This is a genomic window from Lysobacter auxotrophicus (assembly GCF_027924565.1).
GTDB classification, from domain to species: Bacteria; Pseudomonadota; Gammaproteobacteria; order Xanthomonadales; family Xanthomonadaceae; genus Lysobacter_J; species Lysobacter_J auxotrophicus.
This window is the reverse complement of record NZ_AP027041.1, coordinates 1,767,527-1,786,560: the sequence shown is the minus strand read 5'-3', so window position 1 is coordinate 1,786,560 and position 19,034 is coordinate 1,767,527. Positions and strand designations below refer to the sequence as shown.

Genomic DNA, 19,034 nt, shown 5'->3' with positions numbered 1-19,034 from the left:
CCCCTCAGGCGTAACGCAGGATCTCGACCACGGCGCCGGCAGCCAAACGCTGCGGTCCATCGGGCACGACGATCAGCGCGTTGGACTCGCCGACCGCTCGCAGGCGGTGCGAACCCACAGCGGGATTCGGATCGGCCCGCAGCACGCCGTGTTCGTCGCAGAAGACGGTGGCACGCTGGAATTCGCGTCGCGCGTGGGATTTGTCGACGGGCGCGACCAGTTGCGCGCGCTCGACCGGACGCGGCTCGGTGCGGCCCTGCAATGCGTCGATGAGCGTGCGTCCGAACCCCAGGAAGGTCGCGAACACCGACACCGGATTCCCCGGCAGCGCGAGCACGCGCGCCTGGTCGAGGCTGCCGAACAGCACCGGCATGCCGGGCTTCATCCGCACCTTCCAGAAATGCACGGTGCCGAATTGCTGCAGCACCGCCGGAATGTGGTCCTTCTCGCCGGCCGACACCGCGCCGCAGGTGACGATCAGGTCGAACGCGCAGCCGGCATCACGCAGTGCGATCTCGACCTGCTTCGGATCGTCGGGCAACCGCGGCCAGGCCGTCGGCTCCAACCCTTCCGCGCGCAGCAGGCCCATCAGCAGTTCGCGATTGCTGTCGTAGATCTCGCCCGGGGCCAGCGAAAGACCGGGTTCGATCAATTCGTCGCCGCTGCTGAACACCGCGACCGTCGGCTTGCGGAACACCGTCAGCGACGGCACACCGAGCGAGGCGGCGAGCGACACGCGCGCGGGCGTCAGGCGTTTGCCGGCTTGCAGCACGCATTCGCCGGCCTGCACGTCCTCGCCGGCAAGGCGCAGGTTCGCGCCGGCGGCGGGCGGCATGAGGACCACGACGCGATCGCCTTCCACGCGCGTGTTTTCCTTGATGACGACCGTGTCGGCGCCCGCGGGCATCGGTGCGCCCGTGGTGATGCGCACGCATTCGCCCTCGTCCACCGTGATCTCGCGGGCACGGCCGGCGAACTGTTCGTCGACCAGGCGCAGCGTCGTCCCGCCTTCGCGCAGATCGGCATGGCGCAGTGCGAAGCCGTCCATCGCGCTGTTGTCGAACGGCGGCAATGGGATCGGCGCGTGCACGTCGGCCGCGAGAATGCGCCCGTGTGCACGCGACAGCGGCAGCGTTTCGGTGTCGAGGCGATGCTTCGCCGCGACGTCGCGGATGATCGCGACGGCCTCGTCGAAGGCGAGCTGTGTCGGGAAGTCGGTCATGCGGTGGGGTCGCGTCCGTCGGAATCGCCGGGCACCGCGCCGGCGGCGGCGAGGTCCTGCGGCGTGTTGAGGTTGCCGAAGCGTACGCCGTCCAGCCGCACGGCGACCATGCGCAGGCGGCGTTGCAACGAATGGACGGCAAGATCGCCCGCGTCGATCGCATGCGCGGTCGCCTCGCGCAGGGATGCCACGGACCACAACGCGACAAGCGGCTGCGGGCCGTCGTCGTCCACGGCGTAGGCGCCGTGCGATCCCGCGGCGGCGCTCAGGCTCGGCACGAGGCAGTCTTTCACACCGATCAGGTCCACCGGGAGCGTGAGCAGCCACGGCGTCTGGCACGCGGCGGCGAGCGCATCGAGCCCGGCGAGCGGGCCGAGGTCGACGGTCACTCGATCGCGAACGGCGCGCAGGCCGATGCGTTCGTAACGTTCGGGTTCGCGGTTCGCGCTGACGATAACGTTCGAGACGTCAGTGGCGAAGCGTTTTCGCCAGCGTTCGACCTGCGGCATCCCGTCGCGCATGAGCCAGGCCTTGTCGATGCCACCGAGCCGGCTTGCGCGTCCGCCCGCGAGGATGCCGAGGGTGATGTCGGAAGGCTGCAGCGTCATGGATGGGATTTTACGGCGTCTCGTAGCCGTCATCCGGCGGTGGCCGGGATCCTGGCCGCCAAACGAACGTGTTCGCCTTCCAACGAATGACGCTTCTCAGCCCCTCTCCCGTCGGGAGAGGGGTTGGGGTGAGGGGAAACGAGGCGATTGGGCCAAACGAGCGTTGCCGCACAGCGCTGCGGTGTTGCTTTCCTGCTTTGGACGCAACGCACGATGGATTCCTGCGCTGGAATGACAGCACCTGCCGCGAAGACGAAACGACAAAGGCGATCGCGCTAGACGCGACCGGCCTGCATCCCGGCGTTCGCCGGGATGACGAAACGACAAAGGCGATCGCGTCAGGCGCGACCGCGTGACTACGCTGGATCCCGGCCTACGCCGGGATGACGAAACGACAAAGGCGATCGCGGCAGGCGCGACCGCGTCGTTTCGTCACTTGCCCTTTTTGACGTGCTTCAGCAGGCGGCGCTTGCGCGCGACCTGGCGTTCGGTGAGCACGTTCTTCTTGCCTTCGTAGGGGTTCGCGCCTTCCTTGAACACGAAACGCACCGGCGTGCCGACCAGCTTGAAGCGCTTGCGGAAGAAGTTCTCCAGATAGCGCTTGTAGGTGTCGCTCAACGTGCGCAGGCGCGTGCCGTGTACGACGAACGTCGGCGGGTTGTTCGCCGCCGGATGCGCATAGCGCAGCTTGGCGACGTGGCCGCGAACGGTCGGCGGCGGATTGGTTTCGTACGCGACTTCCAGCGCCTTGTTCACTTCGCTGGTACTGAATTCGTGCGTCGCCGACGCATGCGCGCGATGGATGGCGCGGAACAGCTCGCGCAGGCCCGAGCCGTGCTTGGCACTGATGCGCACCGCTTCGGCCCACTCGACGAAGCCGAGCTTGCGCGTCAGCAGCGCCTCGGCCTGCTGGCGCTGGTAATCGGTCAGGCCGTCCCACTTGTTGATGGCGACGACCAGCGCGCGACCCGCGTCCAGCGCGAGGCCCAGCACCGTGGCGTCCTGGTCGGTGATGCCCTCGCTCGCGTCCAGCATCACCACGGCGACCTGGCACTGCTCGATCGCCTGCAGCGTCTTGATGATCGAGAACTTCTCGACCGCCTCCTCCACGCGCGCCTTGCGGCGCACGCCGGCGGTATCGACCAGGCGGTACAGGCGGCCGTCGCGCTCCATGTCGATGGAGACCGAGTCGCGCGTGGTGCCGGGCACCTCGGAGGCGATCATCCGCTCCTCGCCGAGCAGGCGGTTGACCAGCGTCGACTTGCCGACGTTCGGGCGGCCGATGAAGGCCACGCGGATGCGCGACGGATCGGTGTCGAGCTCCGTCGCTGCGCCCTCTTCGGGCACGCGCTGGAGCACGCTGTCGATCAGCTCGTCGATGCCCTGGCGATGCGCCGACGACACCGCGATGACGTCGGTGATGCCGTAACGGGCGAATTCGTTGATCGCGGCCTGGGCGTCGAGGCCGTCGGTCTTGTTGACCACCAGCATCGCCGGCCGCGCGGTCTTGCGCAGCCACGCGAGGATGTCGTCGTCCAGCGCCGAGGCGCCTTCACGACCGTCCACGACGAACAGCACCAGGTCGGCTTCTTCGGCGGCGGAACGCGCCTGGCGCGCGGTGGCGCCCGCCAAGCCCTCGTCCTCGCCGGCGATGCCGCCGGTGTCGACGACCGCGAACGGGCGCTTGCCTTCCGGCCGCGCAACGCCGTAGTTGCGATCGCGCGTGACGCCCGGCTGGTCGTGGACCAGGGCGTCGCGGGTGCGCGTCAGCGCATTGAACAGCGTGGATTTTCCAACGTTGGGACGGCCAACGAGGGCGACGAGCGGAAGCATGGTGAGGGCCGGTGCGGAATGGGGGATCGGGGAAGCGGAGCGCCGTGCCGCGCAGCGGGAAGGCGCGCGGCGGCCGGGTCCGGCCCGGTCCGTGGGTATCGGGGTACGGCATGATGACGGGCCCGGCGCCAAAAGGGAAACCGGGGCCGAATGCCGCATGCAAAACGGCCCGGACTCGCGCCCGGGCCGTTCGTCTGCAGCGGGTGCCGCCAGCGCTTACTGCAGGCGGAACGCCGTCAGCTCGCCGTTGACGTTCTGCACCACCGCGATGCCGTCGGCGACCACCGGAGCGGCCTTCACGGCCTTGCCGCCAACGCGCTCACGCGCGGCGAACTCGCCGTTGTCCAGCTTCAGCCAGTGCACGTAGCCGTCGAAATCGGCGACCACGGCGAAATCGCCCTGCACCGCCGCGCCGGTCACGTTGCGACGGGCCAGCGCCGGCTGCGACCACAGGGCCGCGCCGCTGTTCTTGTCCAAGCCGAAGACCGAGCCGCTGGGATCGGTGACGACCAGGCGGTCGGACGCGAGGCCGATGCGGCCTGCGCCGCCGTGCTCCGCCGACCACATCGGACGGCCGCTCGGGGCATCGATGGCGAGGGTCTGCTTCTTGAAGCTGGTGGCGAACAGCGTCGTGCCTTCGAGCACCGGCGTGCCGTCGATGTCGGCCATGCGATCCAGTTCGGTACGGCCTTCCGGCTGCGCGACCGGCTGCTCCCACATCGGGCGGCCATCGCTGGCCGACAGCGCCGACACGGTGCCGTCGTCGTTACCGATGAACACGAAGCCCGGGCCGAGGACCGGGCCGTCGTTGCCGCGCAGCGACAGCATCGGCACTTCCTGCACCCAGAACCAGCGACGCTCGCCACTGGCGGCGTCGAAGGCGGTGACACGGCCGTCGTTGGAACGCACGAACACCGAGTTCATGCCGATCGCCGGCGCGGCGATCACTTCGTTCGGGACGTGGGCCTTCCACTTCTCTTCGCCGGTGCTGGCGTCGAGCGCGATGACTTCGCCATCCAGGCCGCCGACCACGACCAGGCCTTCGCCCACGCCGGGACCGCCGGACAGGCGGACGTTCGCCTTCTTGTCGGGGCGGTATTCCCAGACCTGCTTGCCGGTCTGCAGGTCGAACGCGTGCACGCCGCCTTCGATCGCGGCGGCGAAGACGCGACCGTCGGCGACCGCCGGTCCCTGGCGTACGCCGCTGCGGCCTTCGCCCTTGCCAGCGTTGGCCGACCAGATCTTCTGGACGGTCACCGAGGGCGTGATGTCGGTCAGCTCGGCGGGTTCGTTCGGCTTGCCGTCGTCCTTCTTCTTGTCGCCACCGAACCAGCCCTTGACGGTCGAGCACCCGGCGAGCGAAGCCGCGCACAGCAGCACGACGGAGGTACGCAGCAGCATGGAGCGGTGCTTCATCAGGACTTGGCCTCGGGCTTGGCGGGCGTGCCGCCGACTTCGGTGAGCTTGAGTTCGAGCAGGCGGCGGTGCGGCGAAGCCACGTCCAGCTTGGCCATCGCCTCGGCGTACGCCGTGCGCGCCTGGTCCTTCTGGCCGAGCGCGAGGTGCGCATCGCCGCGCACTTCGATGCCCGCCGCGGTGTCGGCGTCGGCCACGAGCTTCAGCGCGGCATCGGCCTGCTTCTTGTCGATCAGCAGGCGCGCGGTGCGCTGCTGGATGATCTGCGCGATCGCCGGATCCTCGGTGCGGATGCCCTGGAGCGTGGCGAGCGCGGCGTCGTTCTGCTTCGCCTCGACCTGCGAGCGGGCCAGTTCGAGGGCCGCCAATGCGCGGTAGCTCGAACCTTCTTCCAGCGCCTTGACCTTGGCGTCGGCGGTCTTGTCTTTCGCGTCGATGGCGTCGATGGCCTGCTGGTACTGCGTGGCCATGCCCATGCGTTCCTGCTCGTGGCGCTGGTCCCACCATTTCCAGCCGCCGATGGCCGCCAGACCCAGGGCGATGCCGCCGATCAGGCCCGCGCCGTTGTTGCGCAGCCACTGCAGGACGCGTTCGCTTTGTTCGTGTTCGTCGAGAAGATCGTCAATCGCCATGGGCTGGCTGCCGTGCTCTGTGGCCCACCGTTACGGCGGGAATCCGAAATAGGAGCACCGGCCCGCAGCGCGGGCCGGTGCATGTGGATTTCCCGTACCGCCGGTCAATCGCCCGGCGTGAGGGAACCGTCAGAGGATAGCGTAAAGCGCGCCACGTTCGCGCGGCTGAACGGCGTCAGATCGACCGTCTTGCCCGCGTTGCGGACTTCGACCGCGGAAGAATTTCCCAGCACCACGCGCGAGACTTCGCCCGCGGCGTAGCTGCGCTGCTGGCCGGTACCGAGTTCGCCGCTTTCGATCACGCGGCCGTCGGCGCCGCGCACTTCGACCCAGCTGTTGCCGATGAAGTTGAGCGACAACGCCGGCTGCGTAGCGGCAGGCGCCGCGGGCAGCGTCGCCATCGAGGCGACGAGCGGTGTCCGGTGCACCGGCTCGGACGGCGTCGGCTGCGCATTGTTCGCAGGGGTCGCCGGCGCGGTCGCCACGTCGAGCGACTCGACCTTGGCGTCGTCCTTCTTGAGTTCGCGCGAGGCCATCCAGATCGGCACCGCGATGGCCGCCGTCAGCACGATGTAGATCGCACGACGCGTGGCCTGTTCGAACACGCGGCGGTAGCGCGGCGTGTGGGTGTGGCTGACAAGGTCCGACGGCGCGATCGGTCGCGCGCCCTGGCCGAGTTCCTCGTCGAACTTGACCCCGAGCAGGCGCGCATAGCTGCGCATCTGCCCGCGGACGAAGACCGGCGCACCCAGCTGGCTCGAGTCCCCCGATTCGAGCTGCCGGATCACCTTGACCGGAATCTTCAGGCTGGCGGCGACGTCTTCCTGCGACAGGCCCGCCTCTTCGCGGGCCTGCTTAAGGCGCACGCCAATGCTGGCGCCCATCTCAGGCGCGAGTTGGTTCGAGTTCATCGCTTTCCGTCATCCCCCATGCCGGAGCCCCGCGTCTGCGGGAACTCCGCCCTCATTCGCTGAACGTATCTTGCGGCGGCAGCCCTGTCGCCGAGTTTCTCTTCGATTTGTGACGCAAGCTGCAACGCCCCCGCATCCGCTGGTGCAGCCGACAGGCGGCGCTCGGAGAATGCGCGGGCTTCGAAGGCATTTCCTTGACGGAATTCAAGCTCCGCCAACGCGCCAAGTGCCGTGGCGTTGTTCGGATCCAGCTCGACGGCGCGGCGCAGGTCCCGACGCGCGCGGTCGTCCTGGCCGGCTCGGGCGGCACAGCTTCCGGAGTTCGCCAGCGCCACCGACGGCGTCGTGTAGCGCGGGTCCTGCAGCGCGCGGTCGAACCAGGCCAGCGACTCGGCCGCACGGCCTTCGCGGCACAGCCAGACGCCGTAATTGTTCTGGATCGCGCCGTTGGTGGGCGCGAGTTCGGCGGCGCGCTGGTAACGGCGACCGGCTTCGGCCGAATCGCCGCGCCGGGCCACGACCACGGCGAGGACGGTCTCGGCGTCGGCGGATTTCGGATCGAGCTTGAGCGCCTTCAGCGCTTCCTTTTCGGCCGCGGCGTAATCGCCGGCGAGCAGGCGCGCGCGGGCCAGTTCGAGCGGGCGGCTCGCGGCGACGGCGTCCTTGTTGCGACCGTTGCCGGCGACGTTGACCTCGGGCGAGGTGCGCTCGAAATCCTGACGCTTGAAGTCCTGCTTGACGAACGGCACGCGGCTGCACGCACCGGTGGCCAGCAACCCGATCGCCAACGCGGTCGAGATCGTGAGGCTCAGCGGGCGGCCGCGGACGTCCATGGCTAGCGGGCTCCTGACATTACGCGGCCTCGTTCCCGAGACCCTGCGCCTGCAATCGTTTGTTGAATTCCGCCTGGCGCCGGGTGCGGTCCATGACCTGCCCCTTGAGCTGCCCGCACGCGGCGTCGATGTCGTCGCCTCGCGTGCGCCGGACCGGGGCGATCATGCCGGCTTCATTGAGCAGCTTCTGGAAGGCGCGGATCGCCGCGTCGTCCGGCCGCTCGAAGCGCGTGCCCGGGAACGGGTTGAACGGGATGAGGTTGACCTTCGCCGCGTCCTTCATCTGCACGGCGTTGTCGAACTGGCGCATCAGGCGCAGCAGCTGGCGCGCGTGTTGCGGCTGGTCGTTCACGCCCTTCATGAGCGTGTACTCGAACGTTACCGACGTGCCGCGCTTGCGCAGCGCGTAGCGCACGCAGGCGTCCATGAGCTGTTCGATGGGGTACTTCTTGTTGAGCGGCACCAGCTCGCTGCGCAGCTCGTCGTTCGGCGCATGCAGCGACACTGCGAGCGAGACGTCGCTCTCCAGCGCAAGGCGGTCGATCATCGGCACCATGCCGGCGGTCGACAGCGTGACGCGCTTGTTCGCCAGGCCGTAGCCCAGGTCGTCGCGCATGATGCTCATCGCGCGCACGACGTTGTCGAAATTCGCCAGCGGCTCGCCCATGCCCATCATCACCACGTTGGTGAGGCGGCGCTGCTGGTGCGGCACGTTGCCCAGGTGGCGTGCCGCGACCCACACCTGGCCGATGATCTCGGCGGTGGACAGGTTGCGGTTGAAGCCCTGGGTGGCGGTGGAGCAGAACTGGCAGTTGAGCGCGCAGCCCACCTGCGACGACACGCACAGCGTGCCGCGCCCCTTGTCGGGGATGTAGACGGTTTCGATGGCGTTCTTCGGGTCCATGCCGAGCAGCCACTTGTGCGTGCCGTCGGTGGACGCCTTGTCGAACACGACCTGCGGCACGCGCACTTCGGCGCTCGCTTCGAGCTTGGCGCGCAGCGCCTTGCCCAGGTCCGTCATCTCGGCGAAATCGGTCACGTACCGGTGATGGATCCACTTCATCACCTGGTGCGCGCGGAACTTCTTCTCGCCGAGCGTCTCTTCGAAGAAACGCTCGAGCGAAGCGCGGTCGAGATCGAAGAGATTCATCTTCGAGGACCCGACCGCGTTCTTGCCGGCCACGCCCGCTTCCACGCGCGCAGCCGATTCCGTCCCGGGCGTCTGCCCTGCGAGCTGGATGTCGATGCGTTCCCGTTGCGTGGTCATGGCCTTTACGTCTGCGCTGGTCGCTTAGCGGGCGTACACGTCGGTCGCCGGGAAGAAGTACGCGACTTCGATCGCGGCGTTCTCCAGGCTGTCCGAACCGTGCACGGCGTTGGCGTCGATGCTGTCGGCGAAGTCGGCGCGGATCGTGCCCGGCGCTGCGTCCTTCGGATTGGTGGCGCCCATCAGGTCGCGGTTCTTCAGCACCGCGCCCTCGCCTTCGAGCACCTGGATCATCACCGGGCCGGAGATCATGAACTCGACCAGTGCATTGAAGAACGGACGTTCGCGATGCACGGCGTAGAAGCCTTCGGCTTCCTGCTTCGAAAGCTGCTTCATCTTCGAAGCGACGACCTTCAGGCCGTTCTTCTCGAAGCGGGTGTAGATCTCGCCGATGACGTTCTTGGCGACGGCATCCGGCTTGATGATGGACAGGGTGCGCTCCAGCGCCATGGATTCTCTCCGGGTAGGCGGGCCGCCGAACGTGGTGACTTGACCAGGGTTCGCGCCCGAGGATAACAGAAAAACCCGCGTACGGACGCGGGTTTAGCCCACAAGGCTCCGGTAATTCTAACGGATCGCACGGCATTTTTGCAGGGTCTGGCGGCGGGTTTTGCGCGGCGTCCGTTGACGGTTCAGGCCGGCAGGGACTAGCATCAAACAAGCGTTTGATTCAGCCACCGCAGCCCCAGGACATCCGCAGTACCCATGGCCACCACCGCCCATTTCTCGACCAAGGACCGGATCCTTGGCGCCGCCGAGGAACTGTTCGCCCAGTTCGGTTTCACCGGCACCTCCCTTCGCCAGGTCACCAGCCGCGCCGACGTCAACATCGCGGCGGTGAATTACCACTTCGGCAGCAAGGAAAACCTCGTCAACGAGGTCTTCCGCCGCCGCATGGACGACATGAGCGCCCAGCGCCTGGGCGCGCTGAAAGCCGCGCTGGAACAGCACCCCGGCGAGCTGGAGCCGATCCTCGCCGCCTTCGTCCAGCCCGCCCTGGCGATGGCGCAGGACCGCCACGGCGGCGGCGCCTTCGTCCGTGTCGTGGCGCGTGCCTACGCCGAGAAGAACGACCGCCTGCGCAAGTTCCTGTCCGACCACTACGGCCACGTGCTGCGCGAGTTCGCCAAGGCGATCGCCGGCTGCGTGCCGGGCCTGAGCAAGGAGGAGCTGTACTGGCGGCTCGACTTCCTCGCCGGCTCCCTGACCTACGCGATGGCCGATTTCGGCCTGATCAAGCGGCCCGCCGGCGTCTCCGAAGCGGCCCATCGCGAACGTGCCGCACGCGAGCTGATCCGTTTCGCGGCGGCCGGCTTCAAGTCCTGAACCCTGTTCGAAATACTTGTTAAACAAGGATTTGCATAACATGCCTAAGAAACTGCTTGCACGCCGCGTGGCCGTGCTTGGCGCCGGCGTCATGGGTGCGCAGATTGCCGCCCACCTGACGAACGCGGGTGTCGACACGGTGTTGTTCGACCTTCCGGCCAAGGAAGGCGACCCGAATGACGTCGTCGGCAAGGCCATCGCCAACCTGGCTAAGCTCAGCCCCGCCCCGCTCGCCAGCAAGACGCTGGCCGAGCGCATCACCCCGGCCAACTACGAGACCGGCCTGGAGCAGCTGCGCGGCTGCGACCTGATCATCGAGGCCATCGCCGAGCGGATGGACTGGAAGCAGGACCTCTACAAGAAGATCGCGCCGTTCGTCGCGGACGACGCGATCCTCGCCAGCAACACCTCGGGCCTTGGCATCAACAAGTTGGCCGAAGTGCTGCCCGAGCAGCTGCGCCACCGCTTCTGCGGCGTGCACTTCTTCAACCCGCCGCGCTACATGCACCTGGCCGAGCTGATCCCGGCCAGGACCACCGACGCCGACGTGCTGACGGCGCTGGAAACTTTCCTGACCACCGCGCTCGGCAAGGGCGTGGTGATCGCCAAGGACACGCCGAACTTCATCGGCAACCGCATCGGCGTGTTCTCGATGCTGGCCGCGATGCATCACACCGAGCAGTTCGGCCTGGGCTTCGACACCGTCGACGCACTGACCGGCCCGGCGATCGGCCGCCCGAAGTCGGCGACTTACCGCACGGCGGACGTGGTCGGCCTGGACACGATGGCGCACGTCATCAAGACGATGGCCGACACGCTGCCCGACGACCCGTGGCACGAGTACTTCAAGGCGCCGAAGTGGCTCTCCGCGCTGATCGAAAAGGGCGCGCTGGGCCAGAAGTCCGGCGCCGGCGTGTACACCAAGCGCGGCAAGGACATCCTGGTGCTGGACCTCAAGACGCAGGATTACCGCGCCTCGGCAGGTGAGCTGGAGCCGGAAGTCGCCGCACTGCTGAAGGAAAAGGATCCGGCGAAGAAGTTCGCCGCGCTGCGCGCCAGCCAGCACCCGCAGGCGCAGTTCCTGTGGGCGATCTTCCGCGACTCGTTCCACTACAGCGCCTATCACCTGGAATCGATCGCCGAGACCGCGCGCGACATCGACTTCGCGATGCGCTGGGGCTACGGCTGGTCGCTGGGTCCGTTCGAGACCTGGCAGGCCGCCGGCTGGAAGCAGGTTGCCGACTGGATCGCCGAGGACATCGTCGGCGGCAAGGCGATGAGCAGCGCGCCGCTGCCGGACTGGGTGTTCGACGGCCGCGACGGCGTGCACGACAAGGACGGCAGCTTCAGCCCGGCGCGCAAGGCGCAGGTGCCGCGCTCGTCCAACCCGGTGTACGGGCGCCAGCGTTTCCCCGATCCGCTGCTCGGCGAGAAGTTCTCGCAGGGCCGCACGGTGTTCGAGAACGATGGCATCCGCATGTGGGCCGATGACGGCGACGACATCGCCGTGGTCTCGTTCAAGACCAAGATGCACACGGTCAACGACCACGTGCTGAACGGGCTGCAGGAAGCCATCTCCATCGCCGAGCGCGACTTCGCCGGCCTGGTCATCTGGCAGCCGAAGGAGCCCTTCTCCGCCGGTGCCGACCTCGCCGGTGCGCTGGGCCTGCTGCAGGCCGGCGACGTGAAGGGTTTCGAGGCGATGGTCGCCAACTTCCAGGCCACCAGCCAGCGCATCAAGTACTCGCTGGTGCCGGTCGTCGCAGCCGTGCGCGGCCTCGCGCTCGGCGGCGGCTGCGAGTTCCAGATGCACTCGGCCAAGGCCGTGTTCGCGCTGGAGAGCTACATCGGCCTGGTCGAAGCGGGCGTTGGCCTGCTGCCGGCCGGCGGCGGCCTGAAGGAGTTCGCGGTGCGCGCCTCCGAAGCGGCCGGCCCGGGCGGTGACGTCTTCGCGCAGCTCAAGACCGCGTTCGAGAGCGTGGCGATGGGCAAGGTGTCGGCGTCGGCGTTCGAGGCGAAGGAGCTCAAGCTCGCACGCGACAACGATGCGGTGGTCTTCAACGCGTACGAACTGCTGCATGTCGCCAAGGCGCACGCGCGCGCGCTGGCCGAATCCGGCTACCGCCCGCCCCTGCCTGCCCGCCGCATCCAGGTCGCCGGTGACGTGGGCATCGCGACGTTCAAGATGATGCTGGTCAACATGCTCGAAGGCCGCTTCATCTCGCCGCACGATTACGAGATCGCCTCGCGCATTGCCACCGTGCTGTGCGGCGGTGAAGTCGACCGCGGCGCGATCGTCGATGAGGAATGGCTGCTGAAACTCGAACGCGAACACTTCGTCGCGCTGGCGCAGATGCCCAAGACGCAGGAACGCATCGCGCACATGCTCAAGACCGGCAAGCCGCTGCGCAACTGAGCGACGACGACACAGGACCCCAGAAAATGACCAAGCAAATCCAGGACGCCTACATCGTCGCCGCCACCCGCACGCCGGTCGGCAAGGCGCCGCGCGGCGTGTTCCGCAACACCCGTCCCGATGAAATGCTCGCCCACGTGCTCAAGGCCGTGGTCGCGCAGGCGCCGGGCATCGACCTCGGCCGCATCGACGACGCGATCATCGGCTGCGCCATGCCCGAGGGCGAGCAGGGCATGAACGTGGCGCGCATCGGCGCGCTGCTGGCCGGCCTGCCCAACACCATCGCGGCGCAGACGATCAACCGCTTCTGCTCGTCCGGCCTGCAGGCCGTGGCGATGGCAGCCGACCAGATCCGCCTCGGCAACGCGGACCTCATGCTCGCGGGCGGCACCGAATCGATGTCGATGGTGCCGATGATGGGGAACAAGGTCGCGCTGAGCCCGCAGGTGTTCGCGAAGGATGAGAACGTCGCCATCGCGTACGGCATGGGCATCACCGCCGAGAAGGTGGCCGAGGAGTGGAAGGTCTCGCGCGAGGAGCAGGACGCGTTCGCGCTCGCTTCGCACCAGAAGGCCATCGCCGCGATCCAGGCCGGCGAGTTCAAATCCGAAATCACGCCGTATGAAGTCATCTCGCGCATCCCGGACCTCGCCGGCAACGCCGTGCGCGTGAAGAAGTCGATCGTGGAGATCGACGAAGGCCCGCGCCCGGATTCGTCCATCGAGGGCCTCGCCAAGCTCAAGCCGGTGTTCCGCAACGGCCAGTTCGGCGGCAGCGTCACTGCGGGCAACAGCTCGCAGATGAGCGACGGCGCGGCCGGCGTGCTGCTCGCGTCCGAGCAGGCGATCAAGGACTACGGACTGACACCGCTGGCGCGTTTCGTGAGCTTCTCGGTGGCCGGCGTGCGCCCGGAAGTGATGGGCATCGGCCCGATCGCGGCGATCCCGAAGGCGCTCAAGCAGGCGGGCCTGACCAAGGACCAGCTGGACTGGATCGAGCTCAACGAAGCCTTCGCCGCGCAGGCGCTGGCGGTGATCCGCGACAGCGGCCTGGATCCGTCCAAGGTCAACCCGCTCGGCGGCGCCATCGCGTTGGGCCATCCGCTCGGCGCCACCGGCGCGATCCGCACCGCGACCATCGTGCACGGCCTGCGCCGCCGCCAGCAGAAGTACGGCATGGTCACGATGTGCATCGGCACCGGCATGGGCGCGGCGGGCATCTTCGAAGCCCTCTGAGGGCCGCCGCCTCCAAGAGCTCCAAGAAAAGGGCAGCCTTCGGGCTGCCCTTCTTCATTGCGGACGGCCCTCGCCTTCTCGCCGATTTCACGTCCCTGTCGCGCAGCTGAGCACAGCATCGCAGCGGCGCCGGACGTGTTCGCATTCGCCGGCGCGGGGCGTCGGCACGTCCACCGTCAGCGATGCCCTTGTTCGTTCCCGGTTCGTTCGAAACCCTCGACAAGGAGAACGCTCATGTCCCTGCGCAAACTCGCCGGTCCGTTGCTGGCGTTGATCACGTTGTTGGTAGCCGCCTGCCAGACCACGACACCCGGTTCGATGCAGGGCGCCGTGGAAGTACGTTCGGGCGTGATCGAACAGATCACCGACGTACAAATTTCCAATACCAAGACGCGAGGCCTAGGGGCAGTGGTCGGCGGCGCGCTCGGCCTGGGCGTGGGCAGCCTGATCGGCGGCGGTACCGGTCGCGATGTCGCGATGGTGCTTGGCACGATCGGTGGTGCGGTGACGGGCAATACGGTGCAGCGGCGCAACCAGGCGCCCACTCCGGGCCAGGACATCATCGTGCGTCTGAACAACGGCGTGCTCGTCTCGGTCACGCAGGAACCAACCAATCTGCGCGTAGGACAGAAGGTCTTCATCCAGGGCCAGGGCGAGGAAGCCCGTGTGACGCCGGCGCAGTAAGCCGTGCACCAACGAAAGAGGCGGCCGGATGGCCGCCTCTTCGTTTGCGAGCTGGGTGCGATGTCAGGCCATGCGCGTTCCGTTGGGCACGGGTCGCTCGATCGTGGTGATCACCACGCCCTCCTCCGTCGGAAACCCGGTCAACAGGAACTCCGAAATGAAGGGCCCGACCTGTTTCGGCGGGAAGTTGATCACGCCCACGATCTGCCGCCCGACGAGTTCGTCGGCGGCGTACAGACGCTTCACCTGCGCACTGGTCTTGCGCACGCCGTGCGGGCCGAAATCGACCCACAGCTTCCACGCCGGCTTTCGCGCCTCGGGGAATTCCTCCACGCGCTGCACCGTGCCGGCGCAGAGCATCACCTTCTCGAAATCGGCCCAGCTGATCGTGTCGGTCATTCTTCCCTCGCCTGTCCCCAACTGCGTTCCATTCGGTCCTTCCAGTCGTCCCTGAGCTCGGCCCACCAGTAGCTCAACTGCGCACCGACGAAGCCGACCGGTTTGATCGCCGAGACCAGGCCGTAGCCACTCAGTTCGCGCCAGCGCATGTCCCCGTCCGCGATGGCGCTCGCCAACAGCTCGCCGGCGAACGTCGTCGGTGCGACGCCGTGCCCGCCGAATGCCTGCGCCAGCCACAGTCCATCATCGATGGCACCGATCTGCGGCATCTGGTGACGCGCGTAGCTCATCAGTCCGGACCATGCGTGGTCGATGCGAACGCCGTCCAGCTGCGGGAACACCTTCAACATGTCGCGATACAGCACCGTTTCGACCTCGGCCGGCGACCGGTCGAGCACCGAGATGCGCCCACCCCACAGCAACCGGGTGTCGGGCAGCGGGCGGTAGTAATCGAAAGCGAATCGCGTGTCGTACACGGCCGCGCGCGTGCTCATGACCTCGTCCAGCCGCGCGCCCAACGGCTGCGTGACCATCACGTAGGTGGCGATCGGCAACACGCCCGCATCGACTTCGCTGCGCAGACCGGCGAGATACCCGCCGCACGCGAGCACGACCTGATCGGCCTCGACCACGCCCTCGGGCGTGCGAACGCGCCAGCCCCTGCCGGCGCGTTCCAGCGCGACGGCAGGCGTCTGTTCGTGGATGCCGATGCCCTGCGCCATCGCGGCACGCGCGATGCCGCGCGCGTATTTCAGGGGATGGAAATGGAAGGCGTCCGGCTCGAAGAGGCCGTCGTGATAGCGCCGCGTGTGGACCAGGGAACGCAGGCGCTCGCGGGGCATCCATTGCCAATGGGCGCCGAAGCTCCGTTCGAGCAACTGCTGGCGCTCGATTAGTACCTGCGGATCGCGGAACCAGTTGGCCCAGATCACACCGGCGTCGACGCGATCGCAGTCGATCTCGTAGCGCTGCGTACGCGCGCGGATGAGTTCGACCGCGCCCGTCGTGCCGGAATAGAGGTCGCGGGCCCGATCCGGTCCAAGATCGTGCAGCAGGCTCTCCTCGCCACGCGAGAAGCCGCCGAACACGAAGCCGCCGTTGCGTCCCGACGCACCGAACCCGACCCGCTGCGATTCCAGCAGCACCACATCGCGGACACCGCGCTCGGCCATGCCCAGCGCGGCGTTGAGTCCGGCAAAGCCGCCGCCCACTATGCAGACGCTCGCCGCCACCGGGCCGCGCAGCGGACCGAACCCGAGCTCACGCTCGGGGACGGTCGCAAGGTAGTAATTGGAATCCAGACCGGTCATCCCGCGAACCTACCGCGGCGGACGCGAGACCGCCACGTCGTCGAGTCATCGGCGCGGTACCGACGCCGGTCGTCCGCCCGGCGGGGCCGGCGTTCCGACGTCAGTTCAGCTCTTCGACGCCCAGTTCGGCCAGCGCGTTCTGCATCAACTGGCGTGCGGAATCGCTGAGCTTCTCGTGGTCGAGCGCGTACCGGATGGTCGCCTCGATCAGGCCGATGTGCGTGCCGCAGTCGAAACGCGTGCCCTGGAAGCGGTAGGCGTTGACGGCCTCCTCCTCCAGCAGCGATGCGATCGCATCGGTCAGCTGAATTTCGCCACCCGCGCCCGGCGTGGTCGACTCCAGCAGCGAGAAGATGCGCGGATTGAGCACGTAACGGCCGACGACGGCGAGGTTGCTCGGCGCGACTTCGGGCTTGGGCTTTTCGACGATGGCGCGGATGCGACCTTGGCGCTTCTCGAAGTTTTCGGTCGCCACGATGCCGTAGCTCGCCGTCTGTTCGCGCGGCACGTCCTGGACGGCGATCATGCTGGCGCCGGTGGCTTCGGCGGCGTCGGCCATCTGCTTCAGCGCGCCGGGACCGCGGTTCCAGATGAGGTCGTCGGGCAGGAGTACAGCGAACGGCTCATCGCCGATCACGGCCTTCGCGCACAACACGGCATGGCCGAGGCCCAACGCTTCGGCCTGGGTGACGAAGACGGCGCGAACGCCTTCCGGGAGTACGTTTCGCACCAGCTCAAGCTGTTCGTTCTTGCCGGCGCGCTCGAGCTTCTGCTCCAGCTCGTACGCCTTGTCGAAGTAATCGGCGACCGCGTGCTTGTAGCGGTTGGTGACGAACACGAGCGTGTCGCAGCCGGCTTCGATGGCTTCGTCCACGGCGTACTGGATCAGCGGCCGATCGATGATCGGCAGCATTTCCTTCGGGACGGTCTTGGTGGCGGGGAGAAAGCGGGTGCCGAGGCCGGCGACGGGGAAAACGGCCTTGCGGATTCGTGCGGACATCAAACCTTCCTGGCGTTGCGTGCGGGAAAGGCCACCACTGTCGCCGATTCCTGGTAATCCGGATGTGTACCCACGGGCTGGAATTCAGGGACGGCCGTCCGCAACAGCTGGTTCAACTGCTCCAGGTCGTAGCGGCCGCTGGCCTCGCGCAACTGTCCGAGCGAGCTTTCCAGGTGGGAGACGACCACTTCACGCGGCTCGGCCTGGAGGATCTTCGGGTGCGTGGTCTGGCGATAGCGCTCGTCCGCGTGAAAGAGCGTCTCGTGCAGCTTCTCGCCGGGGCGCAGGCCGGTGTAGACCACCGCGATGTCGCGGCCCGGCTGCTTGCCCGCCAGGCGGATCATCTGCTCGGCAAGCAGCCTGATCGGTACGGGCTCGCCCATGTCGAGCGTGTAGATGGCCTCGTGCGTGCCGAGTGCGGACGCCTGCAGGATCAGCTGGCAGGCTTCCGGGATGGTCATGAAGAAGCGCGTGACCTCCGGGTCCGTGACCGTCACCGGGCCGCCGGCGCGGATCTGCTCGCGGAACAGCGGCACGACGCTGCCGGCTGAATCCAGCACGTTGCCGAATCGCACCGTGACGAAGCGCGTGGCGAACTGGCCGGCCAGCGCCTGGCAGGCCATTTCGGCCAGTCGCTTGGTGGCGCCGAGCACGTTGACCGGGTCGACCGCCTTGTCGGTGGAGATCAGGACGAAGGTGCCCACGTCGGCAAGACAGCACGCGCGGGCGACGGTTTCCGTCGCGAGCGAGTTGTTGCGCACGGCTTCGCGAAGCTGCAGCTCGAGCAGCGGCACCTGCTTGTAGGCCGCTGCATGGAAGACGGCGTCCGGCTCGGCGCGCTTGAGCGCGTGCGCGATGACGGCCGGGTCGCCGCAATCGCCCAGGACGGAGATGTATTCCACGTCCGGGAAATCGCGCTTGAGCGCGGCTTCGGTGGTGGTGAGCGCAAGCTCGTCGACTTCGATCAGGGTGATGCGGCGCGCACCGTGACGGGCACACTGGCGGCACAGCTCTGAACCGATGGACCCACCGGCGCCGGTCACCAGCACCGAGCGCGCGCCGAGCCAACTGCGGATCGCCTTCCAGTCGGGCAGCACCGGCTTGCGGCCGAGCAGGTCCTCGATCGCCACTTCCTTCAGTTCGCCGGGCAGCGAACGCCCTTCGAGCACGTCCTGCAGCTTGGGCACCATGCGGAACGGCAGCCCGGTGCGCTCGCAGGACACGACGACGCGCTGCAGCGCATTCGCATCGGCCGACGGCATGGCGATCACGAGCAGCTTGGCAGCGGTTTCGCGCGCGATCTCCGCGACGTCCTGTACGCGGCCGAGCACTGGAACGCCCTGGACCTTGCTGCCGCGCAGGCGGACGGCATCGTCGAGGAAACCGACCGGCTGATACGTGCCGGAACGACGCAGGTCGCGAACCAGCGCTTCGCCAGCGTGGCCGGCGCCCAGGATCAGGATCCGGACAGAGGACTTGGATGCGGATTCGACCCGGCTGTCCTTCCACGCGCGATACAGCAGGCGCGGAGCCCCGAGCATGCCCATCAACACCAGCGGATACAGCACCAGGACCGTGCGCGGCACGGTGCTCAGGCGGTTGTAGAGGAACAGGCCGAGGACGATCGCGAACAGACCGAGCACCGAGGCCTTCAGGATGTTCCAAAGATCGGGCACGCCGGCGAAGCGCCACAGGCCGCGGTACAGCCCGACCTGCCAGAACACCAGACCCTGCGCGGCGAGTACCAGCGCGATCTCGGCGGACCACAACGGGATCGCAGGCGCGTTGGCCTCGATACCCCAGCGAAGGCGATGCAGGGCTTGCCAGACGACCCATACCATCGCGAGATCGTGCGCAACCACCGCAAGGCGCGGCAGTCCACTCTTCCACCGATCACGCCATGAGCTCATCCTTCGCCCCTTTTATTTCTTACGAACTGCCA

17 protein-coding genes are annotated in these 19,034 nt (G+C 67.7%); 4 read left to right on the top strand and 13 right to left on the bottom strand.

Annotated elements, in window-relative coordinates; translation table 11 throughout:
* Window positions 1-4: 4 nt before the first annotated feature.
* The 9 genes from LA521A_RS07945 to ndk all read right to left on the bottom strand — a co-directional run bounded on the left by LA521A_RS07945 (window position 5) and on the right by ndk (window position 9,172).
* Complete coding sequence (locus LA521A_RS07945; protein ID WP_281781754.1) at window positions 5-1,222, bottom strand: molybdopterin molybdotransferase MoeA; 1,218 nt, start codon at window positions 1,220-1,222, stop codon at window positions 5-7.
* Window positions 1,219-1,863 carry a molybdenum cofactor guanylyltransferase gene (gene mobA / locus LA521A_RS07940; protein ID WP_281781753.1) on the bottom strand — a complete coding sequence of 215 codons (645 nt, stop codon included), beginning with the start codon at window positions 1,861-1,863 and terminating at the stop codon, window positions 1,219-1,221. Before mobA ends, LA521A_RS07945 begins: the two co-directional genes overlap by 4 nt.
* Window positions 1,864-2,262: 399 nt before the next feature.
* Window positions 2,263-3,663: a ribosome biogenesis GTPase Der gene (gene der / locus LA521A_RS07935; RefSeq protein WP_281781752.1), complete on the bottom strand. Its 1,401-nt coding sequence runs from the start codon at window positions 3,661-3,663 to the stop codon at window positions 2,263-2,265.
* A gap of 216 nt (window positions 3,664-3,879) precedes the next feature.
* Window positions 3,880-5,079, bottom strand: coding sequence for an outer membrane protein assembly factor BamB (bamB, locus tag LA521A_RS07930; RefSeq protein WP_281781751.1), 1,200 nt, complete (start codon window positions 5,077-5,079; stop codon window positions 3,880-3,882).
* Window positions 5,079-5,711 (bottom strand): YfgM family protein, encoded by a 633-nt coding sequence (locus LA521A_RS07925; protein WP_281781750.1) that lies wholly within the window; start codon window positions 5,709-5,711, stop codon window positions 5,079-5,081. The genes bamB and LA521A_RS07925 overlap by 1 nt, the downstream gene beginning before the upstream one ends.
* Window positions 5,712-5,815: 104 nt before the next feature.
* A complete protein-coding gene (locus LA521A_RS07920) occupies window positions 5,816-6,622 on the bottom strand; it encodes a RodZ domain-containing protein (RefSeq protein ID WP_281781749.1) in 807 nt (268 codons plus the stop codon).
* Entirely contained in the window at window positions 6,619-7,455 is an 837-nt protein-coding gene (pilW, locus tag LA521A_RS07915) for a type IV pilus biogenesis/stability protein PilW (protein WP_425494578.1), read from the bottom strand. The genes LA521A_RS07920 and pilW overlap by 4 nt, the downstream gene beginning before the upstream one ends.
* A 19-nt stretch (window positions 7,456-7,474) precedes the next feature.
* Window positions 7,475-8,605, bottom strand: coding sequence for a dual-specificity RNA methyltransferase RlmN (gene rlmN / locus LA521A_RS07910; RefSeq protein WP_242524949.1), 1,131 nt, complete (start codon window positions 8,603-8,605; stop codon window positions 7,475-7,477).
* A 141-nt stretch (window positions 8,606-8,746) separates the two neighbouring features.
* Window positions 8,747-9,172, bottom strand: coding sequence for a nucleoside-diphosphate kinase (gene ndk, locus LA521A_RS07905; RefSeq protein ID WP_281781747.1), 426 nt, complete (start codon window positions 9,170-9,172; stop codon window positions 8,747-8,749).
* Between the two features lie 255 nt (window positions 9,173-9,427).
* On the opposite strand from ndk, the gene LA521A_RS07900 reads away from it, so the two are divergent.
* The 4 genes from LA521A_RS07900 (at window position 9,428) to LA521A_RS07885 (ending at window position 14,383) form a co-directional block, all read left to right on the top strand.
* A complete protein-coding gene (locus LA521A_RS07900) occupies window positions 9,428-10,048 on the top strand; it encodes a TetR/AcrR family transcriptional regulator (protein ID WP_281781746.1) in 621 nt (206 codons plus the stop codon).
* Window positions 10,049-10,088: 40 nt separating this feature from the next.
* On the top strand, window positions 10,089-12,464 hold the full coding sequence (locus tag LA521A_RS07895) for a 3-hydroxyacyl-CoA dehydrogenase/enoyl-CoA hydratase family protein (RefSeq protein WP_281781745.1): 2,376 nt from the start codon (window positions 10,089-10,091) through the stop codon (window positions 12,462-12,464).
* Between the two features lie 26 nt (window positions 12,465-12,490).
* A complete protein-coding gene (locus LA521A_RS07890) occupies window positions 12,491-13,699 on the top strand; it encodes an acetyl-CoA C-acyltransferase (RefSeq protein WP_281781744.1) in 1,209 nt (402 codons plus the stop codon).
* 234 nt (window positions 13,700-13,933) lie between these two features.
* Entirely contained in the window at window positions 13,934-14,383 is a 450-nt protein-coding gene (locus tag LA521A_RS07885) for an outer membrane lipoprotein (protein WP_281781743.1), read from the top strand.
* 63 nt (window positions 14,384-14,446) lie between these two features.
* Here the strand turns inward: LA521A_RS07885 and LA521A_RS07880 are convergent, their stop codons facing one another.
* From LA521A_RS07880 to LA521A_RS07865, 4 genes are all read right to left on the bottom strand, one after another.
* Window positions 14,447-14,782, bottom strand: coding sequence for a tRNA-binding protein (locus LA521A_RS07880; protein ID WP_281781742.1), 336 nt, complete (start codon window positions 14,780-14,782; stop codon window positions 14,447-14,449).
* Complete coding sequence (locus LA521A_RS07875) at window positions 14,779-16,092, bottom strand: NAD(P)/FAD-dependent oxidoreductase (protein ID WP_281781741.1); 1,314 nt, start codon at window positions 16,090-16,092, stop codon at window positions 14,779-14,781. Before LA521A_RS07875 ends, LA521A_RS07880 begins: the two co-directional genes overlap by 4 nt.
* A 100-nt stretch (window positions 16,093-16,192) precedes the next feature.
* A complete protein-coding gene (galU, locus tag LA521A_RS07870) occupies window positions 16,193-17,092 on the bottom strand; it encodes a UTP--glucose-1-phosphate uridylyltransferase GalU (RefSeq protein ID WP_281781740.1) in 900 nt (299 codons plus the stop codon).
* Window positions 17,092-19,002 carry a polysaccharide biosynthesis protein gene (locus tag LA521A_RS07865; protein WP_281781739.1) on the bottom strand — a complete coding sequence of 637 codons (1,911 nt, stop codon included), beginning with the start codon at window positions 19,000-19,002 and terminating at the stop codon, window positions 17,092-17,094. The genes galU and LA521A_RS07865 overlap by 1 nt, the downstream gene beginning before the upstream one ends.
* Window positions 19,003-19,034 lie beyond the last annotated feature (32 nt).

Bases quoted from the DNA above. Each gene is read 5' to 3' on its own strand.
- LA521A_RS07945 (WP_281781754.1), bottom strand. From the start codon at position 1,222: ATGACCGACTTCCCGACACAGCTCGCCTTCGACGAGGCCGTCGCGATC.
- mobA (WP_281781753.1), bottom strand. From the start codon at position 1,863: ATGACGGCTACGAGACGCCGTAAAATCCCATCCATGACGCTGCAGCCT.
- der (WP_281781752.1), bottom strand. From the start codon at position 3,663: ATGCTTCCGCTCGTCGCCCTCGTTGGCCGTCCCAACGTTGGAAAATCC.
- bamB (WP_281781751.1), bottom strand. From the start codon at position 5,079: ATGAAGCACCGCTCCATGCTGCTGCGTACCTCCGTCGTGCTGCTGTGC.
- LA521A_RS07925 (WP_281781750.1), bottom strand. From the start codon at position 5,711: ATGGCGATTGACGATCTTCTCGACGAACACGAACAAAGCGAACGCGTC.
- LA521A_RS07920 (WP_281781749.1), bottom strand. From the start codon at position 6,622: ATGAACTCGAACCAACTCGCGCCTGAGATGGGCGCCAGCATTGGCGTG.
- pilW (WP_425494578.1), bottom strand. From the start codon at position 7,455: ATGGACGTCCGCGGCCGCCCGCTGAGCCTCACGATCTCGACCGCGTTG.
- rlmN (WP_242524949.1), bottom strand. From the start codon at position 8,605: ATGAATCTCTTCGATCTCGACCGCGCTTCGCTCGAGCGTTTCTTCGAA.
- ndk (WP_281781747.1), bottom strand. From the start codon at position 9,172: ATGGCGCTGGAGCGCACCCTGTCCATCATCAAGCCGGATGCCGTCGCC.
- LA521A_RS07900 (WP_281781746.1), top strand. From the start codon at position 9,428: ATGGCCACCACCGCCCATTTCTCGACCAAGGACCGGATCCTTGGCGCC.
- LA521A_RS07895 (WP_281781745.1), top strand. From the start codon at position 10,089: ATGCCTAAGAAACTGCTTGCACGCCGCGTGGCCGTGCTTGGCGCCGGC.
- LA521A_RS07890 (WP_281781744.1), top strand. From the start codon at position 12,491: ATGACCAAGCAAATCCAGGACGCCTACATCGTCGCCGCCACCCGCACG.
- LA521A_RS07885 (WP_281781743.1), top strand. From the start codon at position 13,934: ATGTCCCTGCGCAAACTCGCCGGTCCGTTGCTGGCGTTGATCACGTTG.
- LA521A_RS07880 (WP_281781742.1), bottom strand. From the start codon at position 14,782: ATGACCGACACGATCAGCTGGGCCGATTTCGAGAAGGTGATGCTCTGC.
- LA521A_RS07875 (WP_281781741.1), bottom strand. From the start codon at position 16,092: ATGACCGGTCTGGATTCCAATTACTACCTTGCGACCGTCCCCGAGCGT.
- galU (WP_281781740.1), bottom strand. From the start codon at position 17,092: ATGTCCGCACGAATCCGCAAGGCCGTTTTCCCCGTCGCCGGCCTCGGC.
- LA521A_RS07865 (WP_281781739.1), bottom strand. From the start codon at position 19,002: ATGAGCTCATGGCGTGATCGGTGGAAGAGTGGACTGCCGCGCCTTGCG.